Source organism: Aquabacterium parvum (genome assembly GCF_001447195.1).
Classification (GTDB): domain Bacteria; phylum Pseudomonadota; class Gammaproteobacteria; order Burkholderiales; family Burkholderiaceae_C; genus Aquabacterium; species Aquabacterium parvum.
Genome location: NZ_LFRI01000538.1, coordinates 1 through 17699, shown reverse-complemented (window position 1 = coordinate 17699; position 17699 = coordinate 1). Strand labels below are relative to the sequence as shown.

Below are 17699 nucleotides of genomic sequence, written 5' to 3'. Positions count from 1 at the left end.
CATTCCTTGTGATCCCTCCTCAAGGGTTTTCCATGGCCGCTTGTCAGCAGGTGCCATCTGGACAATCCCCGCCATGACAACAACGGGAGGCGCGACACACGTCGCGAGGTGAACATGGCTCAAAGAATCTTGACAACGGCGTCCTTGCTCGGGGGCTTGTTGCTTCTGTCTGGGTGCAACGAAACGACGGTCTCGGGGGAAGTGCTGGCCGAGGGTACCGAGGGCGCCTGGGTTTGCCTGGACACCAACGGCGACTTGCTCTGCGATGACACGGAGCCAGGCGGCGCGGTTCAGGCGGGTGGTGCGTTCCAGTTCCCGCGTCCGACGCTGATGGCCGCACACGCCATGAACCTGGTGGTGCAGGTGCCTGATCAACCAACCCAGACGCTGCCGGTTGCCCCTTTGCCCGCTGGTGCGTTCGTGATGGCCACGCCGGCGCGCGACGATGGCGCGGTTGTCACGGGGCTGAGCACCTTGTTGGCCATGCATCGGTCGGCGCCAGGCCAGGGCGAGGAGGAGGACATCGCCCTCGTCGAGTCCGAATTGAAGCGCACGCTGGGCCTGCCCGACGAGGTTTCCTTGTTGGCAGCCCCCGGCTCCGACGAACAGCGGGACTTGAAGAAACTCGATGCTTGGGTCGTGACAGCCCTGCGTCAGGGCGCGCAGGCGCACTCGCAGACCTCTGCGGGTGATGCGGGGCCAACGGGTGCGTCCACTCGGGCGGCCGCCGAGGTGCTGGCGCCCATCATCGGGCGCTACACCCAGGCCGAAACAGGCCAGTTGCTCCACACCGTCGGAGCACGCACGCTGGTGCATGAAACCAAGGCGGCGTTCGTGCCTCACACCTGCGTCACGCTGCCCCCTCCGCTGGTGGTCATCGACACGGCTGGCGGAGCGCCCGTTGTGGACAAGGAGAGTTACGTCCAGGCCCAGCTCACCATGGGGGCCACGGCGGACTTCCCTCAGGCTTTGAACTTGTCGACCAAGATTCGCGGGCGCGGCAACTCCACCTGGAACCTGGAGAAGAAGCCATATCGACTGAAATTCGACAGCAAGAGCAAGGTGCTCGGGATGACGTCGGACAAGGATTGGGCTCTGTTGGCCAATCACACCGACAAGACCATGCTGCGCAACGCGGTGGCGCTGTGTCTGGGGCGGGTGATGGGCATGGCCTACACGCCAGCGGCGCACCATGTTGAATTGCGGCTCAACAACGACTTCCTGGGGCTCTACCAATTCGTCGAGCACGTCAAGGTGGCGGATCACCGCGTGAACATCGGCGCACAGGCCATCAGCCCTGAAGATGTCGATGCGGGGTTCTTCCTGGAGATCGATGCCAGGCTCGATGAAACCCACTGGTTTCGCAGCCAGAGCATGCGCCCCTACACAGTGAAGTCCGATGTCCTGGATGCAACCCAGGTCACGCACATCCGTGACGTGGTCAACGCCATGGAGTCGGCGCTGTTTGGCAGCGATCATCGGGATCCGGTCAACGGGTATGCGGCTCACCTGGATGTCGAGGCCTTGGTCGATTTCTACCTGATCAACGAGTACCTGCGCAACAACGATGCCTTCTACTCCAGCACCTTTGTCAAGAAGGAGCGCGGGGGCAAGCTCACGTTCGGGCCTCTGTGGGATTTCGATCTGGCAGCCGGAAACGTGAAGTTCAATGACAACGCGTCGCCCATCGGTTGGTGGCTGCGTGAGCCGGGCAATGTCAATGCGTCCTACATCAAGCAGCTGCTCACCGACCCCGCTTTCGAGCAGCATGTCAAAGCCCGTTGGCAGCACTTGAGGCAGCAGTTGCCGGCTTTGCAGGCTTACATCCAGCAAAGCGCCGAGGTCCTGCAGGCCAGCCAGGAGCGCAACTTCCAGCGTTGGGACGTCTTGAACACACCCATCTCACCCAGCCCCCTGGCGCTGGGCAGCTACGAGGCGGAGGTGTCTCACCTGCGAACCTGGTTGGCGCGGCGCGCAGCCTGGATGGATGAGCAATTGTTGCCATCGCCCGTGGCTTTGCCTTGATGGGCGCCTGAGGGCTTGAGTGGCTCAGTGGGCCTCGGCCAACTCGGGCGAGGCCTGCTGCACAGGGGGCACCCAGCTTGACACCCACTGCGGCAGTTGGTCTGCTGGCATGGGTTTGGCGATCCAGTAGCCCTGGGCGATGTCACAGCCCAGCTTGCCCAGCAGACCCCAGGCAGCGCCTTCTTCCAGGCCTTCGGCCGTCACTTTCAGACCCAGGTTGTGCGCCAGGTCGACCACCGACCGCACGATCTTGGCGTCCTGGGCATCGTGGTGCATGTTCATCACGAAAGAGCGGTCGATCTTGAGTTCGTGAACGGGCAGGCGCTTGAGGTAGGCCAGCGACGAGTAGCCGGTGCCGAAGTCGTCGATCGACATCTGCAGGCCCATGTCATGGAACTGCTCGAGTGTTTGCTGCGCGCGATTGGGATCGTCCATGATCGCGCTTTCGGTGATCTCCAGGCACATCGCGCTGGCGGGCACCTGGTGTTCTTGCAGCAGCGCGCTCACGCGCGCGGGCAGTTCGGGGTCGATCAGGTCGCGTGCAGAGAGGTTGATCGACATCTGCAGGCGCAGGCCCTTATCGGCGCAGCTTCGCCAGGTGCGCATCGACTCGATCAGCAGCCAGCTGGTGATCTGGCGGATGAAGCCCGACTGCTCCGCGAACGGGATGAACAAACCGGGGGGCACCATGCCACGTGCAGGGTGTGCCCAACGGATCAGGGCCTCGGCGCCCACGACACTGCCGCTGCGCAAACAAACCTTGGGCTGCAGAAAGAGGCGGAATTCGTTTTGCTCGACCGCCTGGCGCAGCTCGCCGAGCAGGGACAAGGCGGCGTCGGATTTGACATCCAGCTCGGGCCGGAAGATGGTGCAGCCGGTCTGCGCTTGTTTGGCATGGTGCATGGCCAGCTCGGCGCGGCGCATGAGGTTGGCGTCGTCGGTGGCGTGAGTCGGGCATGCCGCGATGCCGATGCCCGCGCCCAGGTCCACCGTGCTGCCGTTGAGGTCGATGGTGGCTTCGAGCACTTGCTGAACTCGGCGTGACACCGCCAGCGCCTCGTCGACGCCGCCATGGGCCAGAAGGATCGCGAATTCATCGCCACCGAGTCGGGCCACGGTGTGCTCGGCCTCGTTCAGCTTTTCATGCAGCAGGCGAGCGACGCGCTGCAACAGCTGGTCGCCGGCGTCGGTGCCCAGCACGTTGTTGACATGCCGAAAACGATCGAGGTTGAGCATGACGACCGCGCAGCCGGTGTTCTGTGCCACGGCCCGCGCCACCGCATCGCGCACGGCGATGGTGAAGCCAGCGCGGTTGGGCAAACGGGTCAGGGCGTCGGTCAGGCCGCTGCGGCGGATCTCGCTTTCGCGCTGGTGAACGGCCTGGCGCATCGACTCGAAGGCCTCGGCGAGCTCGCCGATTTCGTCATCGCCATGGCGTGGGATGGGCGCGTTGAAGTCGCCACGTGCCAGGCGCGCAGCCAGTCGGGTGAGGCTGGTGACAGGCGTCGTGATGCGGCGTGCCGTCATGGCGCTGCCGATGGCGAACGCCAGCACACCGAAGCCATTGAGCGCGAGGATGGCCAGTTGCAGTTGCTGAAATGGCGCGACGGCGGCATCCACCGACCTCAGCATCACGGCATAGATCGGCACCTGTGCGTCGTTGCCGAGCGCGTGCAGGCGAGCCACGTGCAGGCCGTCCGGCAGCTCGAAAGACATGCGGTTGGCGCCGGAGGCCGCCGACGCCGAGGCGGCCGGCATCCACTGGCCCAGCAGCGATTGGCGGGCGTCATCGCCAAGCAAGGACAAGGCCGCTTGCCAGCCGCCCGCCTGGGTCCGCGTGACGATCACCAGGCTCATGGCGGTGAGCTGTTTCATGTCGCGCACCAGTCGCTCGTCGAGCTGGTAGCCCATGACCACCCAACCGATGGTCAGTGGCGCACGGATCGGCACCGCCACCAGTTGCAGCACCTGTTTGCCCATGGCCACGATCACGCCCGACTCACCCGGGTCCTCGGTGGACTCGGCTTGTCGGATGGCGCGCTGAACCAGTCCCGTCAGTTCGGCCGAACGGGGGCCGGTGGTCGCTTGAACTGCGCCTTGGGCGTCGGTGATGATCGAAAAGCTGGCGCCTGTGCGTTCGCCCTGATTCTCCAGCGCCGATACCAGCGTCTCGGTGTCGCCGCTGGAGAGGGCCTCGCGGAACCCGTAGTCTGCCGCCAGCACACGCGTCGACTCGCTCAGGTGGGTGGCGCTTTGCCGCAGCAGCCGCCTGAAAACCTGCTCGCCCAGGTCCAGTGAGGATCCCAGCAACTCTCGGGCGTTTTGGTCGATGCTGCGCTGAACGAGTGCAAAGGTGACAACCTGCACCAGCAGCAACAGACCCAGGAAGAGCGCGACGATGCGAAACGCCAACCGGCGCCGCATCGGGAGTGCATCGACCAGGGTGTCACCGCCGGTGTTCATGGCTTGGGCGGCCCCCCGAGTCGGACGACGCTCGTGTTGCCCGCCACAGGGACCTTGATGCTTTGGCGCTGTGGCGCTTGTTTGTCGCCCATCTGCATGTGCCAGACCTGCAGCGTGTGGTCTCCGGCGGGCACGTCCAGCTTGACCACGCCTGCTGGGTTGGCGATGGCGAAATGCGGGGTGTTGACCACGTGGATGAAGGCCGTCATGCGATCGTGGATGTTGCAGCCCAGGATGGCGGTGCCAGCTTTGTCGAAAACCACGGGTGCGGCGGGGGTGCCCGAATAGAGCTTGATCTCGAATGGCTTGGCCGGGGAGAAGGAATAGATGTGGTGACGCACGGTGTCGAAGTTCGGGAAGCTCACGGCCGTGCCGGTCTGCACCACCAGCAGGGTTGGCGTGAAGGCCCGCCCGCGTTGCCCCATCTCGGCCTGGGTGCCGGGCGGGGCGGTCGGCTTGCTGCCGCTCACTTCAACGGACACGACGGCATCGGCTGCCGGCGAGCCGTTGGCGTCCAGCACGGTCACGCTCACAGGGGCTGCAAGGGCCGGCACGCACGCCAGGCTCATCCAGATCCCGACGACGAGATTGGGTGGCGAAAGTTTCGGCTGGCACATGGGTGAGGCCTCTCAGCGGTCGGTGGTGACGATGTCGCGGCGGCTGGGTGCCAACCGGCGGAGCAACTCGTTTTTGGCCCCTTGCGGCACACCTGCGCGGTCGAGTTCGTCGCGCAGCATCTGCACCGTGGTTTCGAACTCCGAGCCTCCCAGGCCCAGGTCGGCGTGTGCGTTGCGCATCGTCTCGCCTTCGTACACGCAGGGGCCGTCTGCCACCTTGCACAGGTGCGCTGCCAGGCTGGCTGAAAGCGTGCGCAAGTTGATGCCGTCGAACGTGCGTTTGGTGCGCGGGTCGGTCGACATGCGCTGCAGCATCGCGCTGCTGACGGCCTGGATGCCTTCGACACCGCCCAGCTGCTGAAACAGCGGGGGCGAGGGTGGGGTGCTGCCGCAGGCGGCGAGTTGGCAGGCGAGCGCAAACAGCACCAGGCCGAACGGGCGCCCAAGGCGATGGGGTGTTGCAGGAGGGGGCATGAGCGTCACTCGTTGGCAATGATCGCCACTGTGTCAGTTTTGAGGAGGGGGGTTTCCTGGAGAATGGGGTGATCACGGTGCCATTTCTGCGGATGTCTGCCCAGAATTCACGGGAAGATGCGTCAGCTTGGCGCATGGCTTGACGGCTGGAGGATCCACTGATGGGCGCTTCTTTCACATTCCTGACCTCGAGGTCGCGATTCGCCGCCTGGCCATGCTTGGCCTTGGTTGGCTGGATGGGCGTGCTCCCGGCCTGGGCAGGAGATCGCCTGCTGGGCACGTCGGGCGTCTCACAGATCGAGGGCGCCGCGGGCGGAGGACTCACACCCTGGGCCGTCATTGGCGGCAACGGCAGCAGCGACCAAGTCGGTGCTTCGGCTTACGCCACCCACATCCGCACGCAGGGCAAGTTCAACCTGAACATCCAGGGCGTCGCTGTGGGGGTGAAGAACCGCATCGAGGTGTCCATGGCCCGCTGGAGTTTCAAGTTCAGCGACACGGTGCCTGGCAAGAGTGCGCAGATGAACGTGCTGGGCGCCAAGGTGCGCGTGCTGGGCGACGCTGTCTACGACCAGGACGTGTGGTGGCCGCAGGTGAGCGTCGGCTTTCAGCACAAGCACAACGAGGATTTCAAGCTCGTGCCCACCTTGCTGGGGGCCACGCGCGGATCGGACACCGACTGGTACGTGGCCGCCACCAAAGTCTGGCTGGGTGCAGCCTGGGGCCGCAACGTGTTGGGCAACTTGACCTTGCGTGCCACGCGGGCCAACCAGTTCGGGATCCTGGGGTTCGGTGGTGACCTGGGCAACCGCCACCAGTTGATGCCAGAGGCCAGCCTGGCCGTGTTGGTGCGCGACGACCTGGCCGTGGGCGCCGAATGGCGCGCCAAGCCGGATCGACTCAGTGCGTTCAAGGAAGAGAACGCCTGGGACGCCTTCGTGGCCTGGTTCCCGCACCGCAACCTGAGCCTGACCGCAGCCTGGCTGGAGCTGGGCAACATCGCCGACAAGCCGAGTCAGCGCAGCCTGTACTTGTCGGCACAAGTCGGCTTCTGACGGTCACAAGCGCTGTGGCGCGTGCCTTGTGAGGCGCGTGCACGCAAAAAAACAGCCCGCGCGCTCAAGGCGACACGGGCTGCGCTGCGGCCACTCACAACCGGAGGGCCTGGACCGGTGGGGCGATCCCCAGTCCTGTACCCCTTGCGGGGAGCCACCTCACCGGTGGCGTGGTGCAGCCGGACCGCCCGGCCGACCTGAGTGGAGCAGGTCTGGCACCCTTTTGACCTCCGTTACCCGGGGGCCTCACGGTTGACGAACACCTCGTCGATCACCGTGGACTCATTGTGCGCGAGCGCCTTTCGTGCGTCTGTGTGTTTTCTCACGACATGGCGACGGCTTGCACGGAGCAGCCCTCTGCTGTGCGAAAGTTGACGTCAGGAAGGTTGAACCCATGGCCGCAGAAATCCTGACCACCACCCAGATGGCGAGCGCCGATGCCGCCACCATTGCACGGGGCACGCCTGGCATCGTGCTCATGCGCGCGGCCGGTGAAGCCGTGGCCCGCGCCATCGTGGAACGTTGGGCGCCTCGGCCTGTGAACGTGCTGTGCGGGCCGGGCAACAACGGTGGCGATGGTTGGGTGCTGGCGCGCGTGCTGCGTCAACGGGGTTGGCCCGTGCGTGTGCACGCCTTGGCGCCTCCCCAAGCCCTTCGAGGCGACGCAGCCGAGGCGGCCAGGGAGTGGCTGGCGCTGGCCGATGACAAAGGTGGCGCGGGCTGGCATCCGCTGAGCGAGGCCAACCCTCAAGCTGGCGAGTTGGTGGTGGATGCCCTGTTCGGCGCTGGGCTGAGCCGTCCGCTGGACGAGCCGGTGCAGCAGCTGCTCGAGCGCGTGGCCATGCGACACGTGCCCATCGTGGCGGTCGATGTGCCCAGCGGGCTGTGCGGAGACACGGGGCGCTCGCAAGGCGCCGTGCCTTGCGCGCTGACGGTGACGTTTTGCCGCCTCAAGCCCGCGCACCTGCTCATGCCCGGTCGCAGCCTGTGTGGCGAGGTGGTGCTGGCAGACATCGGCATCCCGGATGCGGTGGTGCGCGAGGCGGGGTCGCAGGCCTGGGAAAACCGACCCGAGCTGTGGGCCGACACCTGGCCTTCGGTCGATGAGGCTGGGCACAAGTACCACCGGGGGCACGCCCTGGTGTGGGGCGGGGGGGTGATGACCGGAGCGGCCCGTCTGTCGGCCCGTGCCGCCGCGCGCGTGGGCGCTGGGCTCACCACTGTGTGCGTGCCGCAGTCGGCCTGGGCCGTCTACGCCGCGTCGCTCACCAGCATCATGGTGCACCCGGTGGGTGGCGAAGGTGCGGCGCAGTGGCAGGCAGGTTTGAACTCCCTGCTGGCCGATGACCGCCTGAGCGCAGCGCTGATCGGCCCAGGCGCACTGGGTGGCACGCAAGCCGGTGGCCTGCGTGCCCTGGTGCTGACCTTGCTCGCCAGTGGGCGCCCGGTGGTGCTCGACGCCGATGCGCTGACGGTGTTCGCCGAAGACCCCTCGCTGCTGTTCGCGGCCATCGCCGGACACAGCCGTCCGGTGGTGCTGACGCCGCATGACGGGGAGTTCAACCGGCTGTTTCGCGGCCCGCAGTTGGCGGTGGCGGCCAGCAAGCTGGAGCGCGCCCGCGAAGCCGCGCGCCTGAGTGGGGCCGTGGTGCTGCTCAAGGGGGCCGACACCGTGGTGGCCTCACCCGATGGGCGTGCCAGCCTCAATCGGAATGCGCCCAGCGAACTGGCCACGGCTGGTTCGGGCGACGTCCTGGCGGGCTTGGTGCTGGGCCTGCTGGCGCAGGGCATGCCCGCCTGGCAGGCCGCTTCGGCGGCGGTGTGGTTGCATGGTGAAGCAGCGCGGGCCTTTGGCCCAGGTCTGATCGCCGATGATTTGCCGGACCTGGTGCCCCACGCCCTGCGTCGCCTGTGCAGCTTGAAGGTTTGAGCTGGCCCAGCTCGGCTCAGTTCACGCAGGTGCGGTTCTTGCCCGTGCGCTTGGCCTCGTACAGGCCGATGTCGGCGCGCTCCAGCGCGGCCTCGATGGGCTCGCCTGGGCGGTAGGCCGTCACCCCTGCCGAGAAGGTGATGAACACCTTGTGCTCGTCGTGGGTGAAGAACTCCGCGCTGAGCGTGCGCTGCAGTCGCGTCAGCGCTTGCTGGCCTTCGTCGACCGGCGTGTCCGGGAGCATGACCACGAACTCCTCGCCCCCGTAGCGCGCCACCACGTCCACAGGCCGCAGGCATTCGCTGACGCGCCGTGCGAGGAACTTCAGGGCCTCGTCTCCGGTCTGGTGCCCCAGCTGATCGTTCAGCTTCTTGAAATTGTCGACGTCGAGCAGGCCGATGGCCAGCGTCGTGCCCTGGCGTTCAACGCGCGCCTGTTCGGCCTCGAAGGCCCGCATCATGCCGCGGCGGTTGGCGATCTGGGTCAACGGGTCGGTGGAGACTTCGTCGGAGAGCTTGCGGATCTCGTCCTCGAGCGTTTTCACGCGCTCGCTCAGGGCGTGGGCCTTGCTGTGCTCTTCCTGCAGCTTGAACTGGGTCTGCGCGACCACCGACTGCACCGAGCGGCTTTCGGCCACCATCTCGCGCACCACGCCGGTCAGGCTCTCGAGCGAGTCGGCCTGGTCGATGGTGTCGGCGTAGCGACCCAGGTTGGACTGGAATCGGTCGGTGGTGTTGCCCAACTCGCCGATTTCCTGAAGCATCTGCTGGATGAGTTGCTTGAGTGCCTCACGCGCGTTCTCGCGTTCGAGTTTGAGTTGTTGTTGCTTGATGCGCGCGTCATCGAGCAGTTGCTGGACATGGCGCAAGCCTCGGCTGTCGATGCCTTCTGCGAGCTGGTGGCGCATCGCCTGGGCCTGACCTTGGGCCCAGCTTTCGTCTTCGGCCAGGTCGACCAGGCTGTCGGTCAGGGATTGGCACAAGCCCATGAGCTGATCGAGCAGGCGGTGGCGTTGCTCGATGATGCCGCGTGCCTGGGCGCAAGCCTCATGGACGCTGGATTGGGCTTGGGCAGCGGCCGTCAGGGCCTGCGCCGTGGCTTGGGCGCGTGGGCTCGCCGAAGCGGGGGGCAGTGCCACCTGCACCGTTCGCACCAGCTCATCGACCGCGGTGCGCGCGCTGGCTGACCAGCTTGAAGAAGGTCCGGATGACGCTGGCTGCGACGGCTGTGCCTGGTTCGCCGCGCCCACCGAGCTTGCGTGCTCAGGCGCGATCGGGGTCGCCATCGGCGTTGCTGCAGTCTGAGTCGAGGCATCGGGCGATGCCGCCGCGTCCACCGCCCCATCGTCTTCCAGCGGGGCGTTGTCCAGGGTGTCGCTGTCCCAACTTTGCACCAGCTGGCTCAAGCGCTGGTGCAGGCGCTGGCCCGAACTTTTGCTGCCCTCGAGCACGCGCTGCAGGCTGTCCTTTTTGCGAGCGGCCGTCCACTGACGTCCACCGCGCTCGGCGCCACGCAGGATGCGCCCGATCAATTTGGACCAGCGTTCACCCTCTTCAGCCTGGCTGGTGGTGTCGGCTGGGGTGGCCTTGTCCAGGGGCTTGTCGGTGGCACCAGATTCCGCGCTTGGCGCTCCCGACTCGGCCTCGTAGGCCTTGCGGTAGTTCTCGGGCGTGGGTTCGAGCCTTTGCTCGGCGAGCCGCCGCAGGGCGGCCTTGGCCAGGTTCGCAGGGGTCTGGGACATGGTTTCAGCGTGGCACGCTCACCAGGCGCGATGCATGCTCGTTCGTCAGGTTGCCAAGGCGAGGCAAGGTCTGCCCCTGCTGGGTGTCCTGCAGCCATTGTTCGACGTCGGCCGGGGACATCGGACGAGCGTACAGGAAGCCCTGGCAGATGTGGCAGCCCAGGTTGTAGAGCACTTCCATCTGCGAGAGCTTTTCCACGCCTTCTGCGACCACGCGCAGCCCCAGGGCCCTGGCCAACGCGATGATGGCCGAAACGATGGCCGAGCTCTGCGGCGTGTCGCCCAGGTCGCGAACGAAGGAGCGGTCGATCTTGAGCTCGCTGATCGGCAGCGTGGTCAGGTAGGACAGAGAGGAATAGCCCGTGCCGAAGTCGTCGATCGAGATCTCGGTGCCCAGTTGGTTGAGCCGGTGCAGCGAGGGCACGACGCCTTGGAGGTCCTTCATCAGGCCGGTTTCGGTGATCTCGAGCTCGATGGCGCGCGGCGGCACCTGGCGCGCTTTCAAGATGGCCTCGATCTTCTCGACCAGGTCGCTTTGCTCGAACAGGCGAGAGGGCAGGTTGACGGCGATGGACGCGTCGAAGCCGAAGCTGCGGTGCCATTCGGCGGCTTGTCGCGCGGCCTCGTCGATGGCCCACAGGCTCATGTGGTTGATCAGGCCGGTGGCCTCGGCCAGCGGAATGAAGTCGCCCGGAGGCACCAGCTGGCCGTTGCGGTTCCAGCGCATCAAGGCCTCGGCGCCCACCATCTGGTTGGTGCGCACGTCGATCTTGGGCTGGTAGTGCAGCACCAGCTCCTTGCGCTCCAGGGCCTTGTGCAGGGCGGTGTCCAGGTCCAGCCGCACGCGGCCCTTCGAAGCCAGTTGCGGATCGTGCAGTTGCGCGGTGTTGCGGCCCTGGCTTTTGGCCAGGGCCATGGCGACGTCGGCGTTGCGCAGCAGGTCGGCCACGTTCAGGCCGTGCTGCGGAAACACCGCCACGCCCACCGAGGCCGTGATGAAGCACTCCTGGCCGGCCACCATCATCGGCTCGCGCAGGGCGTCGAGGATGACGTAGGCCGTGGACATGGCTTCGCGCTCGTTGCTCACCTCGGGCAGCAGCACGACGAATTCGTCGGCGCCAAGTCGACCCACGGCTTCGAGGGTCCGGTGCGCGCGGTGCCCGTTGGTGTCGAGGTTGCCTTCGATGATCTGGTCGGAGTGGCGCACGCAGTTGCGCAGGCGCCTGGAGACCTCGATGAGCAACTCGTCGCCAGCATGGTGGCCCAGGTTCTCGTTGATGATCTTGAAGCGGTCCAGGCCCACCTGCAGCAGCGCCACGCGGTGATTCAGGCGTTTGGCGTACTCGATGGCGCGCTCGCTGCGCCAGAACACCTGGCGTCGATTGGGCAAGCCGGTGAGCGTGTCGAAGTTGGCCAGGTGCTTGATCTTGTCCTCGGCGACGCGCCGGTCGGTCACGTCCTGCACGATGCCGGTGTAGCCGATCAGACAGGCCAGTTCGTTGAACTCCGGTTCGACCTCGACGTGCAGGATGCGGCGGCGGCCATCGGCCAGGCTGATCTGGACATCGTTGCACAGGATGGTGCCGTGGTCGAGCACCTCGTGGAGGATGCGGGCAAAGCCTCGCCGCTCCTCATCGGGCAACATGCGCAGGATGCTCTTGAGGCCCAGGTGGTCGTGTGAGCCCAGGCCGAAGACACGCAGGCCTTCGACCGAGAAGGACAGGTCGCCCGCGCCCTTGCGCCAGTCGAAGCTGCCCATGCGAGCGAGGTCTTGTGCGCGGGCCAGTTTGGACTTGCTGCGTTCGAGTTCGTCGCGTGTGCGAGCGGCGCGCAGCAGGTAGCGCAGGCGCCCGGCCAGCAGGCTCCATTGCGTGCTTTTGACGAAGAAGTCGGTGGCGCCGGCCTCGTAGGCGCGGGTGATGGAGGCGTCGTCGTCCAGGCCGGTCAACATGAGCACGGGCACGGACTCGTAGCCTGGCATGTGACGCAGTTCACGGCAGGTGGCGAAGCCATCCAGGCCAGGCATGACGGCATCGAGCACGATCACGTCGGGCAGCCAGTCAGAGAGCATCTGCAAGGCTTGTTCACCCGAGCTGGCCTCGGTGATGGCGAAGCCGCGTTCGCGCAAGGCGATCGAGGTCAGCAGCAGGTTCACTTCGTCGTCATCGACCAGCAGCACCTTGGGCTGCTCCTGGCCGTCCTCGAAGGCGAAGTCCGAGGTCACCGTCATGAGGGTTGCTCCAGCAGGGCACGCAGGCCCGCCAGGACGTGTTCAACCTCCACGGGCACGGCCCGCAGGCGTTCTGAGAAGTCTTCTTCGCTCTGGCGCCTGATCATGGTTTCGATTTCGGCACACAAATGTGACAGCTTGAGCGCGCCGATGCTGGCCGAGGAAGACTTGAGTGTATGCGCGACGTGGAGGATCGAGCTGCGGTCATTCGTGCGGATGGCCTCGTCGAGTTGAGGCAACAAGCGCGAGGCGGAGGCCTCGAAGGCTTTGCTGACGCGCTCGAACAAACGGTTTTCGCCTCGGGGGTCGAGGTCGCGCAGGCGACGCAGGGCGTCGGCATCGAAGAGTTCTGTGGCCGTCGTGGCCTTCGCAGAGGTCGCGCCCGTCTCGGCCTGCGCGGGGGCGGGTGGTGGCGCATCTGCCACAGGCTGGCCAAGGGTTGCCCCGGGTTCGGCATGGGCCGATGTTGCGGTGGCGAGCGGCGCGGCAGGTGTTGCAGGCGTCGCGGGCGTTGCAGCGGTCTCGGGTGCAGCCGCAGGTGCGACATCGGTTGGCGACGGCTGTTCGCCCCAGCCTTCCGGGTGCGTGTGCTCGACCAGCACCTTCTGCAGCTGGCTCTGGCGGAAGGGCTTGGAGAGGTAGTCGTCGAAGCCCACGTCGAGGAAGCGCTGCTCGTCGCCCTCCAGGGCGTTGGCCGTGACAGCGATCACCGGTGTGACGGACGGCGTCAGGAACGTGAAGCGCGTGTTCGAGCCCCTGCGGAACCAGCTGAGGGCCTCGACGCCGTCCATGCCGGGCATCTGGATGTCCATGAGCACGAGGTCGAAGCGCTGCTCGCCCAGCCGGCGCAGGCCTTCGAGCGCCGACGAGGCCACCTTGACCTCGCAGCCCAGGCGCTTGAGCATCTGCGTGCAGACCTCCTGGTTGACCGGGTTGTCTTCGATGACCAGCACGGATTTGTTGATGCGGGGCATGTCGTGGGGCAGGTCGCCACCCAGCTCGGCCGAAATGCCCAGGATGGCCTGGCGCAGCTCAGCCTTGCGCAGGGGTTTGGGCACGAAGCGCTGGAAGCCGGCGTCCTGCGCTTTGCGCACGTCGTCCGGCGAGGACACCGAGGACAGCAGGACCATCTTGAGTTGCGGGTAGCGCTCGCTGCGATGCAGGGCGTCTGCCAGGCCCAGGCCATCGAGCTCGGGCATGTTCATGTCCACCAGGGCCAGGTCGAAGTCGGCGTCCTGCGTGGGGTGGGCCATGAGGATGTCGAGCGCTTCGCGGCCGTTGGTGGCCTGGGTGACCTTCATGCCCCAGGCCGTCAGCATGTTCTCGATGACGGTGCGGTTGGTGTCGTTGTCATCGACCACCAGCACATTGAAGGCCGGCATCTCGGGCTCTTCGATCAGGGCCATGTCGATCTGGGTCTCGCCCACCGACACGGGCACGCGGAAGACGAACTCGGAGCCGACACCCGGCGCGCTGTGCGCCTCGATCTGCCCACCCATGAGCTCGACCAGTTGCTTGGAGATGGCCAGGCCCAGGCCGGTGCCGCCATAGCGGCGCGCCATGCCCACGTTGGCCTGCACGAAAGCGCTGAACAGCCTGGGGATGACCTCGCTGGGGATGCCGATGCCGGTGTCGCGCACCATGAACTCCAGCTCGATGTGCTGGCTTTCAGACGGCGCACTGCTGTGCACGGTGCCGCCCATGCCCCGGCGGATGTCGACCACCACCTCGCCATGCTCGGTGAACTTGATGGCGTTGGCCACCAGGTTGGTGAGGATCTGGCGCAGGCGCAGGGGGTCGCCGTGGATGACGCTGGGCAGGCCGGGTTGCTCGCGGAAGGACAGCTCCAGGCCCTTTTCGTGGGCGCGGGGGGCCATCAGCTCCAGCGTGTCTTCAACCAGGGTGCGCAGCACGAAGTCGCTGTTGGCGAGTTCGAGCCGGCCGGCCTCGATCTTGGCGAAGTCCAGGATGTCGTTGATGATCTCCAGCAGGCTTTCGCCGGAGCGGTAGACCGCCTGGGCAAAGCGCCGCTGCTTGTCGTTGAGCGGCGTGCCCAGCAACAGCTCCGTCATGCCCAGGATGCCGTTCATGGGCGTGCGGATTTCATGGCTCATGTTGGCCATGAACTGGCTCTTGGCCTGGCTGGCGGCCTCGGCCATGTCGCGTGCGCGTTGCAGCTCCAGCGCCTGGTTGTGCTCGTCCGTCACGTCCGAGACGAGGCCGTAGACCCGTGTGTCGCCCCCGGCAAGCCGACGCGTGCGGCTGCGGTGACGCATCCAGCGCAGGCCTTTGCCCGGGATCTGCAGGCGCAGCAGGGTGTCGGTGTTCAGGCCCAGCCGCTCTTGCGCCTCCTGCTCGCGCAGGAGAGGGATGTCCTCGGGCACGACCAGCGCGTGCACCCGCTCGGCACGGGCCTGGATGTCTTCGCCTGGCAGCCCCAGCAACTCATGGGTGCGCGGGCTGAGGTAGAGGAAGCGGCCGCGGCTCTCCGTGGCCACATAGACGGCGTCGTCCATGGACTCAACGAGCTCGCGGAAACGCCGCTCCGACTCTTCCAGATCGGCCTGCGCCTGACGCGACGCGGTGATGTCACGCACCAGCGAAATCAGCAGGCGAGGGCGGCCATTGCTGTGGCGCAACGCGAAGTGCCGCGCGTTGACCACGCGCACGCCTGCTTCGCCTTGCCAGGTGAAATCGTGCTCCACGGTTTCGCCGCTGTCGACGGCCTGCTGCATGTGCGGCTGCGTCAGTCCCATGACCGACTTGCCCAGCGCCTGCTCGAACGGGCGCCCGACCACACGGTCGCGCTGCAGCGAGAACTCGATCTCGGTGTAGCGGTTGATGGCCACCACGTTGAGGTTGACCGGATCCAGCACGAACAGGCTGACCGGCAGGTTGCCCAGCAGCGCTTCGAGGAACTCGCGCTCCTGGTCGCGCACGTGCTCTTGGGCCTTGCGCTTGGTGATGTCGGTGAAGAGGCAGACGTACTGGTTGCGCCCGCCGGTTTCATCGAGCATCTGGATGGCGTCGATCTCCCCCCAGTAGCGGGTGATGCTTTGGGCGCTCTGGCGCCCAGCCTCGTAAGAGATGCGGAAGGGCACGCCACGTTCGAGCTGGTTTTCCAACTCGTTGATGGTCTCGGCGTCGGTCACCTCTTGCGCGAGCAGCTCAGGCAGCTTGCGGCCCAGCACCCGGTCTTCAGGCCAGCCGGTCAAAGCCACGAAGGCGGCGTTGATCCACTCGATGGTGCCATGGCGATCGGTGATGGCCACGCCACTGCTGATGCGCGACGCCACCAGGGCCAGGCGGCCCAGGTGCTCCTCGTGGCTCGCCATGCGGGCCCGATTGGCGTCTCGCTGCGCCACGAAGCCGAGCTGGATGGCCGCGACCTCCAGCACCGCCTCCACGTCTGCATGCGCTCGGGCCGGGTCGTCGAACTCGAGCATGGCCAGCGGCCAGCCGTCGACGGACACGGGCAGGGCCAGCACGCGTTGGGTGCCTGCCGCGCGCCAGGGGCTGGGCGTGCCGGCAGACTGACGCAAGTCGGAGACGGTGGCCTTCAGCGTGCCCAGCGCTTGACCGAGCGGGCGGTCATCGCGGTGGGTGGGGGTGATGGCGCTGACGTCGATGTGTTCTGGGCCGCCGGCCTGGTGAGCCCAGGGGCGCAGCAAAGCGGACTCGCCGTTCCAGCCGTCAACCTGCAGCGCGGCCCAAGCCCTGGAGCCCAGGTGGCGGTGCAGGGCCTCGCCGACGCGTGAGAGCGCCTGCCCAAGGGCTTCGGCGGAGCGAGCGTGTTCGGCGATGTCCCGGATGAGCCTCAGGTGGGCTTCTTGCCTGGCCTGCAGGGCCTCGGCATCGACCTGGGGCTGGCTGTTGGGGGACGAGGTGGGCACCGTGGTCAGGGGCGGCCCCAGCTCGGGTGCGGGCAGGGGGCGCCTGCGGGCCAGGTAGCCGATGCTGCCCGATGCCAGCATGGCCAGGGTCAAGCCAGCGCCCGCAGGTCCCCACGCCCAGCCCGCAGCCGACGTGCCGGCCAGGGACATCACCAACATCAGTGCCTTCCAGGGGGTGCGCATGGGTGCGGTCAAAATGGGCTGCCGAATCTGGCGAAAACAGGGTGAGCCCGGAAATGATTCATCCGGGAATCAGGGGACAATCGTCAACAATCTCACGAACTTTAGCTTGGCTGAAAAGTTTCAGGCCAGCAGAAGAAACCCCTTTCGGCCCTCCTTACAATCGTTTGAATGCGGATTCACAACGGACCGTCGGATGAGCCCAGGGCCACCAGGCCCGAAATGGGGGCGTTGATCCCTGGCTGGGGCGTTGCCGGCCTGTGTTTTGCCCTGGCTTTGCTCGTCACCGACGCACCTGCCTGGGCCTGGGTGCTGGCTGCCGGGTCCTGGCTGTCGGTGGCGGCGCTGGTGAGGGTGCTGCTCAGGTTGTTGCCCTCCGTTGCCCCTGTCCCGGTGCACGTCGCCGAGACCCCGGTGCCGCGAGCCGATGCCGGTCGCAACACGCCCACGAGCGTTGAGCCCGAGCCTGATCACTCCGTGGCCGAAACCGCCTTGTCACCGGCGTCTGAGTGCGCGGCGATGGAGGACGTCCTGCCCGCTGCCAGCGAGGTGGGCGCCGCCGAGCCAGACGCCGATCGCGAAGTCGAGCAGGAGGCCCTGCGCTACGCCCTCTCGCATGACCTGCGGGCGCCCCTGCGCGTGATCGATGGCTTCACGCGCATCGTGCAGGAAGACTACGGTCGCCACCTCGACAAGCTGGGGCAGGATCACCTGGAGCGCGTGCTCGCCGCCTCGTCCCGCATGAACGGCATGATCGACGCGATCCTGGCGCAAGCCCAACTGGCCACCGAGCCCCTGGGGCGCCAGGACATCGACTTGTCGGGCCTGGTGCGAGACGTGGCCGACGAGCAGTCGGTGGTGTGCACCTCTGGTTCATCGGTCGACTGGGTGATACAGCCGGGTTTGTGTGCGCAGGCCGACAGCACGTTGTTGCGCCGAGTTGTCGAAAACCTGCTCACCCGAGTTCGACACCAAATGCTGTAAGTGGTTGATTTGACTAGGTTGACCTAGTCAGCGTGCCACTACAGGAGGGATAACTGGAGTTCGTTGCTGAGCTTTTTGACCTTCAAGGCGGCCATGGTGGCGGCCTG

The 17699-nt window shown here is 66.4% G+C and carries 10 protein-coding genes; 4 read left to right on the top strand and 6 right to left on the bottom strand.

From position 1 onward, the window contains the following. Window positions 1-114 precede the first annotated feature (114 nt). Window positions 115-2025 carry a CotH kinase family protein gene (locus ABG80_RS19525; protein WP_152987761.1) on the top strand — a complete coding sequence of 637 codons (1911 nt, stop codon included), beginning with the start codon at window positions 115-117 and terminating at the stop codon, window positions 2023-2025. 24 nt (window positions 2026-2049) lie between these two features. Here the strand turns inward: ABG80_RS19525 and ABG80_RS19520 are convergent, their stop codons facing one another. The 3 genes from ABG80_RS19520 to ABG80_RS19510 are packed head-to-tail and all read right to left on the bottom strand — an operon-like array spanning window position 2050 to window position 5579. Further along, window positions 2050-4488: a putative bifunctional diguanylate cyclase/phosphodiesterase gene (locus ABG80_RS19520; protein ID WP_058089234.1), complete on the bottom strand. Its 2439-nt coding sequence runs from the start codon at window positions 4486-4488 to the stop codon at window positions 2050-2052. Then, a complete protein-coding gene (locus ABG80_RS19515; RefSeq protein WP_200964354.1) occupies window positions 4485-5105 on the bottom strand; it encodes a methylamine utilization protein in 621 nt (206 codons plus the stop codon). Before ABG80_RS19515 ends, ABG80_RS19520 begins: the two co-directional genes overlap by 4 nt. A gap of 12 nt (window positions 5106-5117) precedes the next feature. Then, window positions 5118-5579 carry a group I truncated hemoglobin gene (locus tag ABG80_RS19510; protein ID WP_083506307.1) on the bottom strand — a complete coding sequence of 154 codons (462 nt, stop codon included), beginning with the start codon at window positions 5577-5579 and terminating at the stop codon, window positions 5118-5120. Between the two features lie 236 nt (window positions 5580-5815). Here ABG80_RS19510 and ABG80_RS19505 point away from each other — a divergent pair, with 236 nt between their 5' ends. Next, window positions 5816-6634, top strand: coding sequence for a DUF3034 family protein (locus ABG80_RS19505; RefSeq protein ID WP_058089320.1), 819 nt, complete (start codon window positions 5816-5818; stop codon window positions 6632-6634). 394 nt (window positions 6635-7028) lie between these two features. Next, window positions 7029-8564 carry a bifunctional ADP-dependent NAD(P)H-hydrate dehydratase/NAD(P)H-hydrate epimerase gene (locus ABG80_RS19500; protein ID WP_058089231.1) on the top strand — a complete coding sequence of 512 codons (1536 nt, stop codon included), beginning with the start codon at window positions 7029-7031 and terminating at the stop codon, window positions 8562-8564. Between the two features lie 16 nt (window positions 8565-8580). Here ABG80_RS19500 and ABG80_RS19495 read toward each other — a convergent pair whose 3' ends face one another. From ABG80_RS19495 to ABG80_RS19485, 3 genes are read right to left on the bottom strand one after another with little or no spacing between them, the layout of a single operon-like run. After that, complete coding sequence (locus ABG80_RS19495; RefSeq protein WP_058089230.1) at window positions 8581-10305, bottom strand: GGDEF domain-containing protein; 1725 nt, start codon at window positions 10303-10305, stop codon at window positions 8581-8583. A 4-nt stretch (window positions 10306-10309) separates the two neighbouring features. Next, window positions 10310-12535 carry a putative bifunctional diguanylate cyclase/phosphodiesterase gene (locus tag ABG80_RS19490; RefSeq protein ID WP_058089229.1) on the bottom strand — a complete coding sequence of 742 codons (2226 nt, stop codon included), beginning with the start codon at window positions 12533-12535 and terminating at the stop codon, window positions 10310-10312. Then, entirely contained in the window at window positions 12532-16611 is a 4080-nt protein-coding gene (locus ABG80_RS19485; RefSeq protein ID WP_058089228.1) for a response regulator, read from the bottom strand. The genes ABG80_RS19490 and ABG80_RS19485 overlap by 4 nt, the downstream gene beginning before the upstream one ends. 219 nt (window positions 16612-16830) lie before the next feature. Between ABG80_RS19485 and ABG80_RS19480 the strand changes: the two genes are divergently transcribed. Then, complete coding sequence (locus tag ABG80_RS19480) at window positions 16831-17592, top strand: sensor histidine kinase (RefSeq protein WP_058089227.1); 762 nt, start codon at window positions 16831-16833, stop codon at window positions 17590-17592. Window positions 17593-17699 lie beyond the last annotated feature (107 nt).

Excerpts from the sequence above, each read along its gene's own strand:
- ABG80_RS19525 (WP_152987761.1), top strand. The coding sequence starts at position 115 with ATGGCTCAAAGAATCTTGACAACGGCGTCCTTGCTCGGGGGCTTGTTG.
- ABG80_RS19520 (WP_058089234.1), bottom strand. The coding sequence starts at position 4,488 with ATGAACACCGGCGGTGACACCCTGGTCGATGCACTCCCGATGCGGCGC.
- ABG80_RS19515 (WP_200964354.1), bottom strand. The coding sequence starts at position 5,105 with ATGTGCCAGCCGAAACTTTCGCCACCCAATCTCGTCGTCGGGATCTGG.
- ABG80_RS19510 (WP_083506307.1), bottom strand. The coding sequence starts at position 5,579 with ATGCCCCCTCCTGCAACACCCCATCGCCTTGGGCGCCCGTTCGGCCTG.
- ABG80_RS19505 (WP_058089320.1), top strand. The coding sequence starts at position 5,816 with ATGGGCGTGCTCCCGGCCTGGGCAGGAGATCGCCTGCTGGGCACGTCG.
- ABG80_RS19500 (WP_058089231.1), top strand. The coding sequence starts at position 7,029 with ATGGCCGCAGAAATCCTGACCACCACCCAGATGGCGAGCGCCGATGCC.
- ABG80_RS19495 (WP_058089230.1), bottom strand. The coding sequence starts at position 10,305 with ATGTCCCAGACCCCTGCGAACCTGGCCAAGGCCGCCCTGCGGCGGCTC.
- ABG80_RS19490 (WP_058089229.1), bottom strand. The coding sequence starts at position 12,535 with ATGACGGTGACCTCGGACTTCGCCTTCGAGGACGGCCAGGAGCAGCCC.
- ABG80_RS19485 (WP_058089228.1), bottom strand. The coding sequence starts at position 16,611 with ATGCGCACCCCCTGGAAGGCACTGATGTTGGTGATGTCCCTGGCCGGC.
- ABG80_RS19480 (WP_058089227.1), top strand. The coding sequence starts at position 16,831 with ATGGGGGCGTTGATCCCTGGCTGGGGCGTTGCCGGCCTGTGTTTTGCC.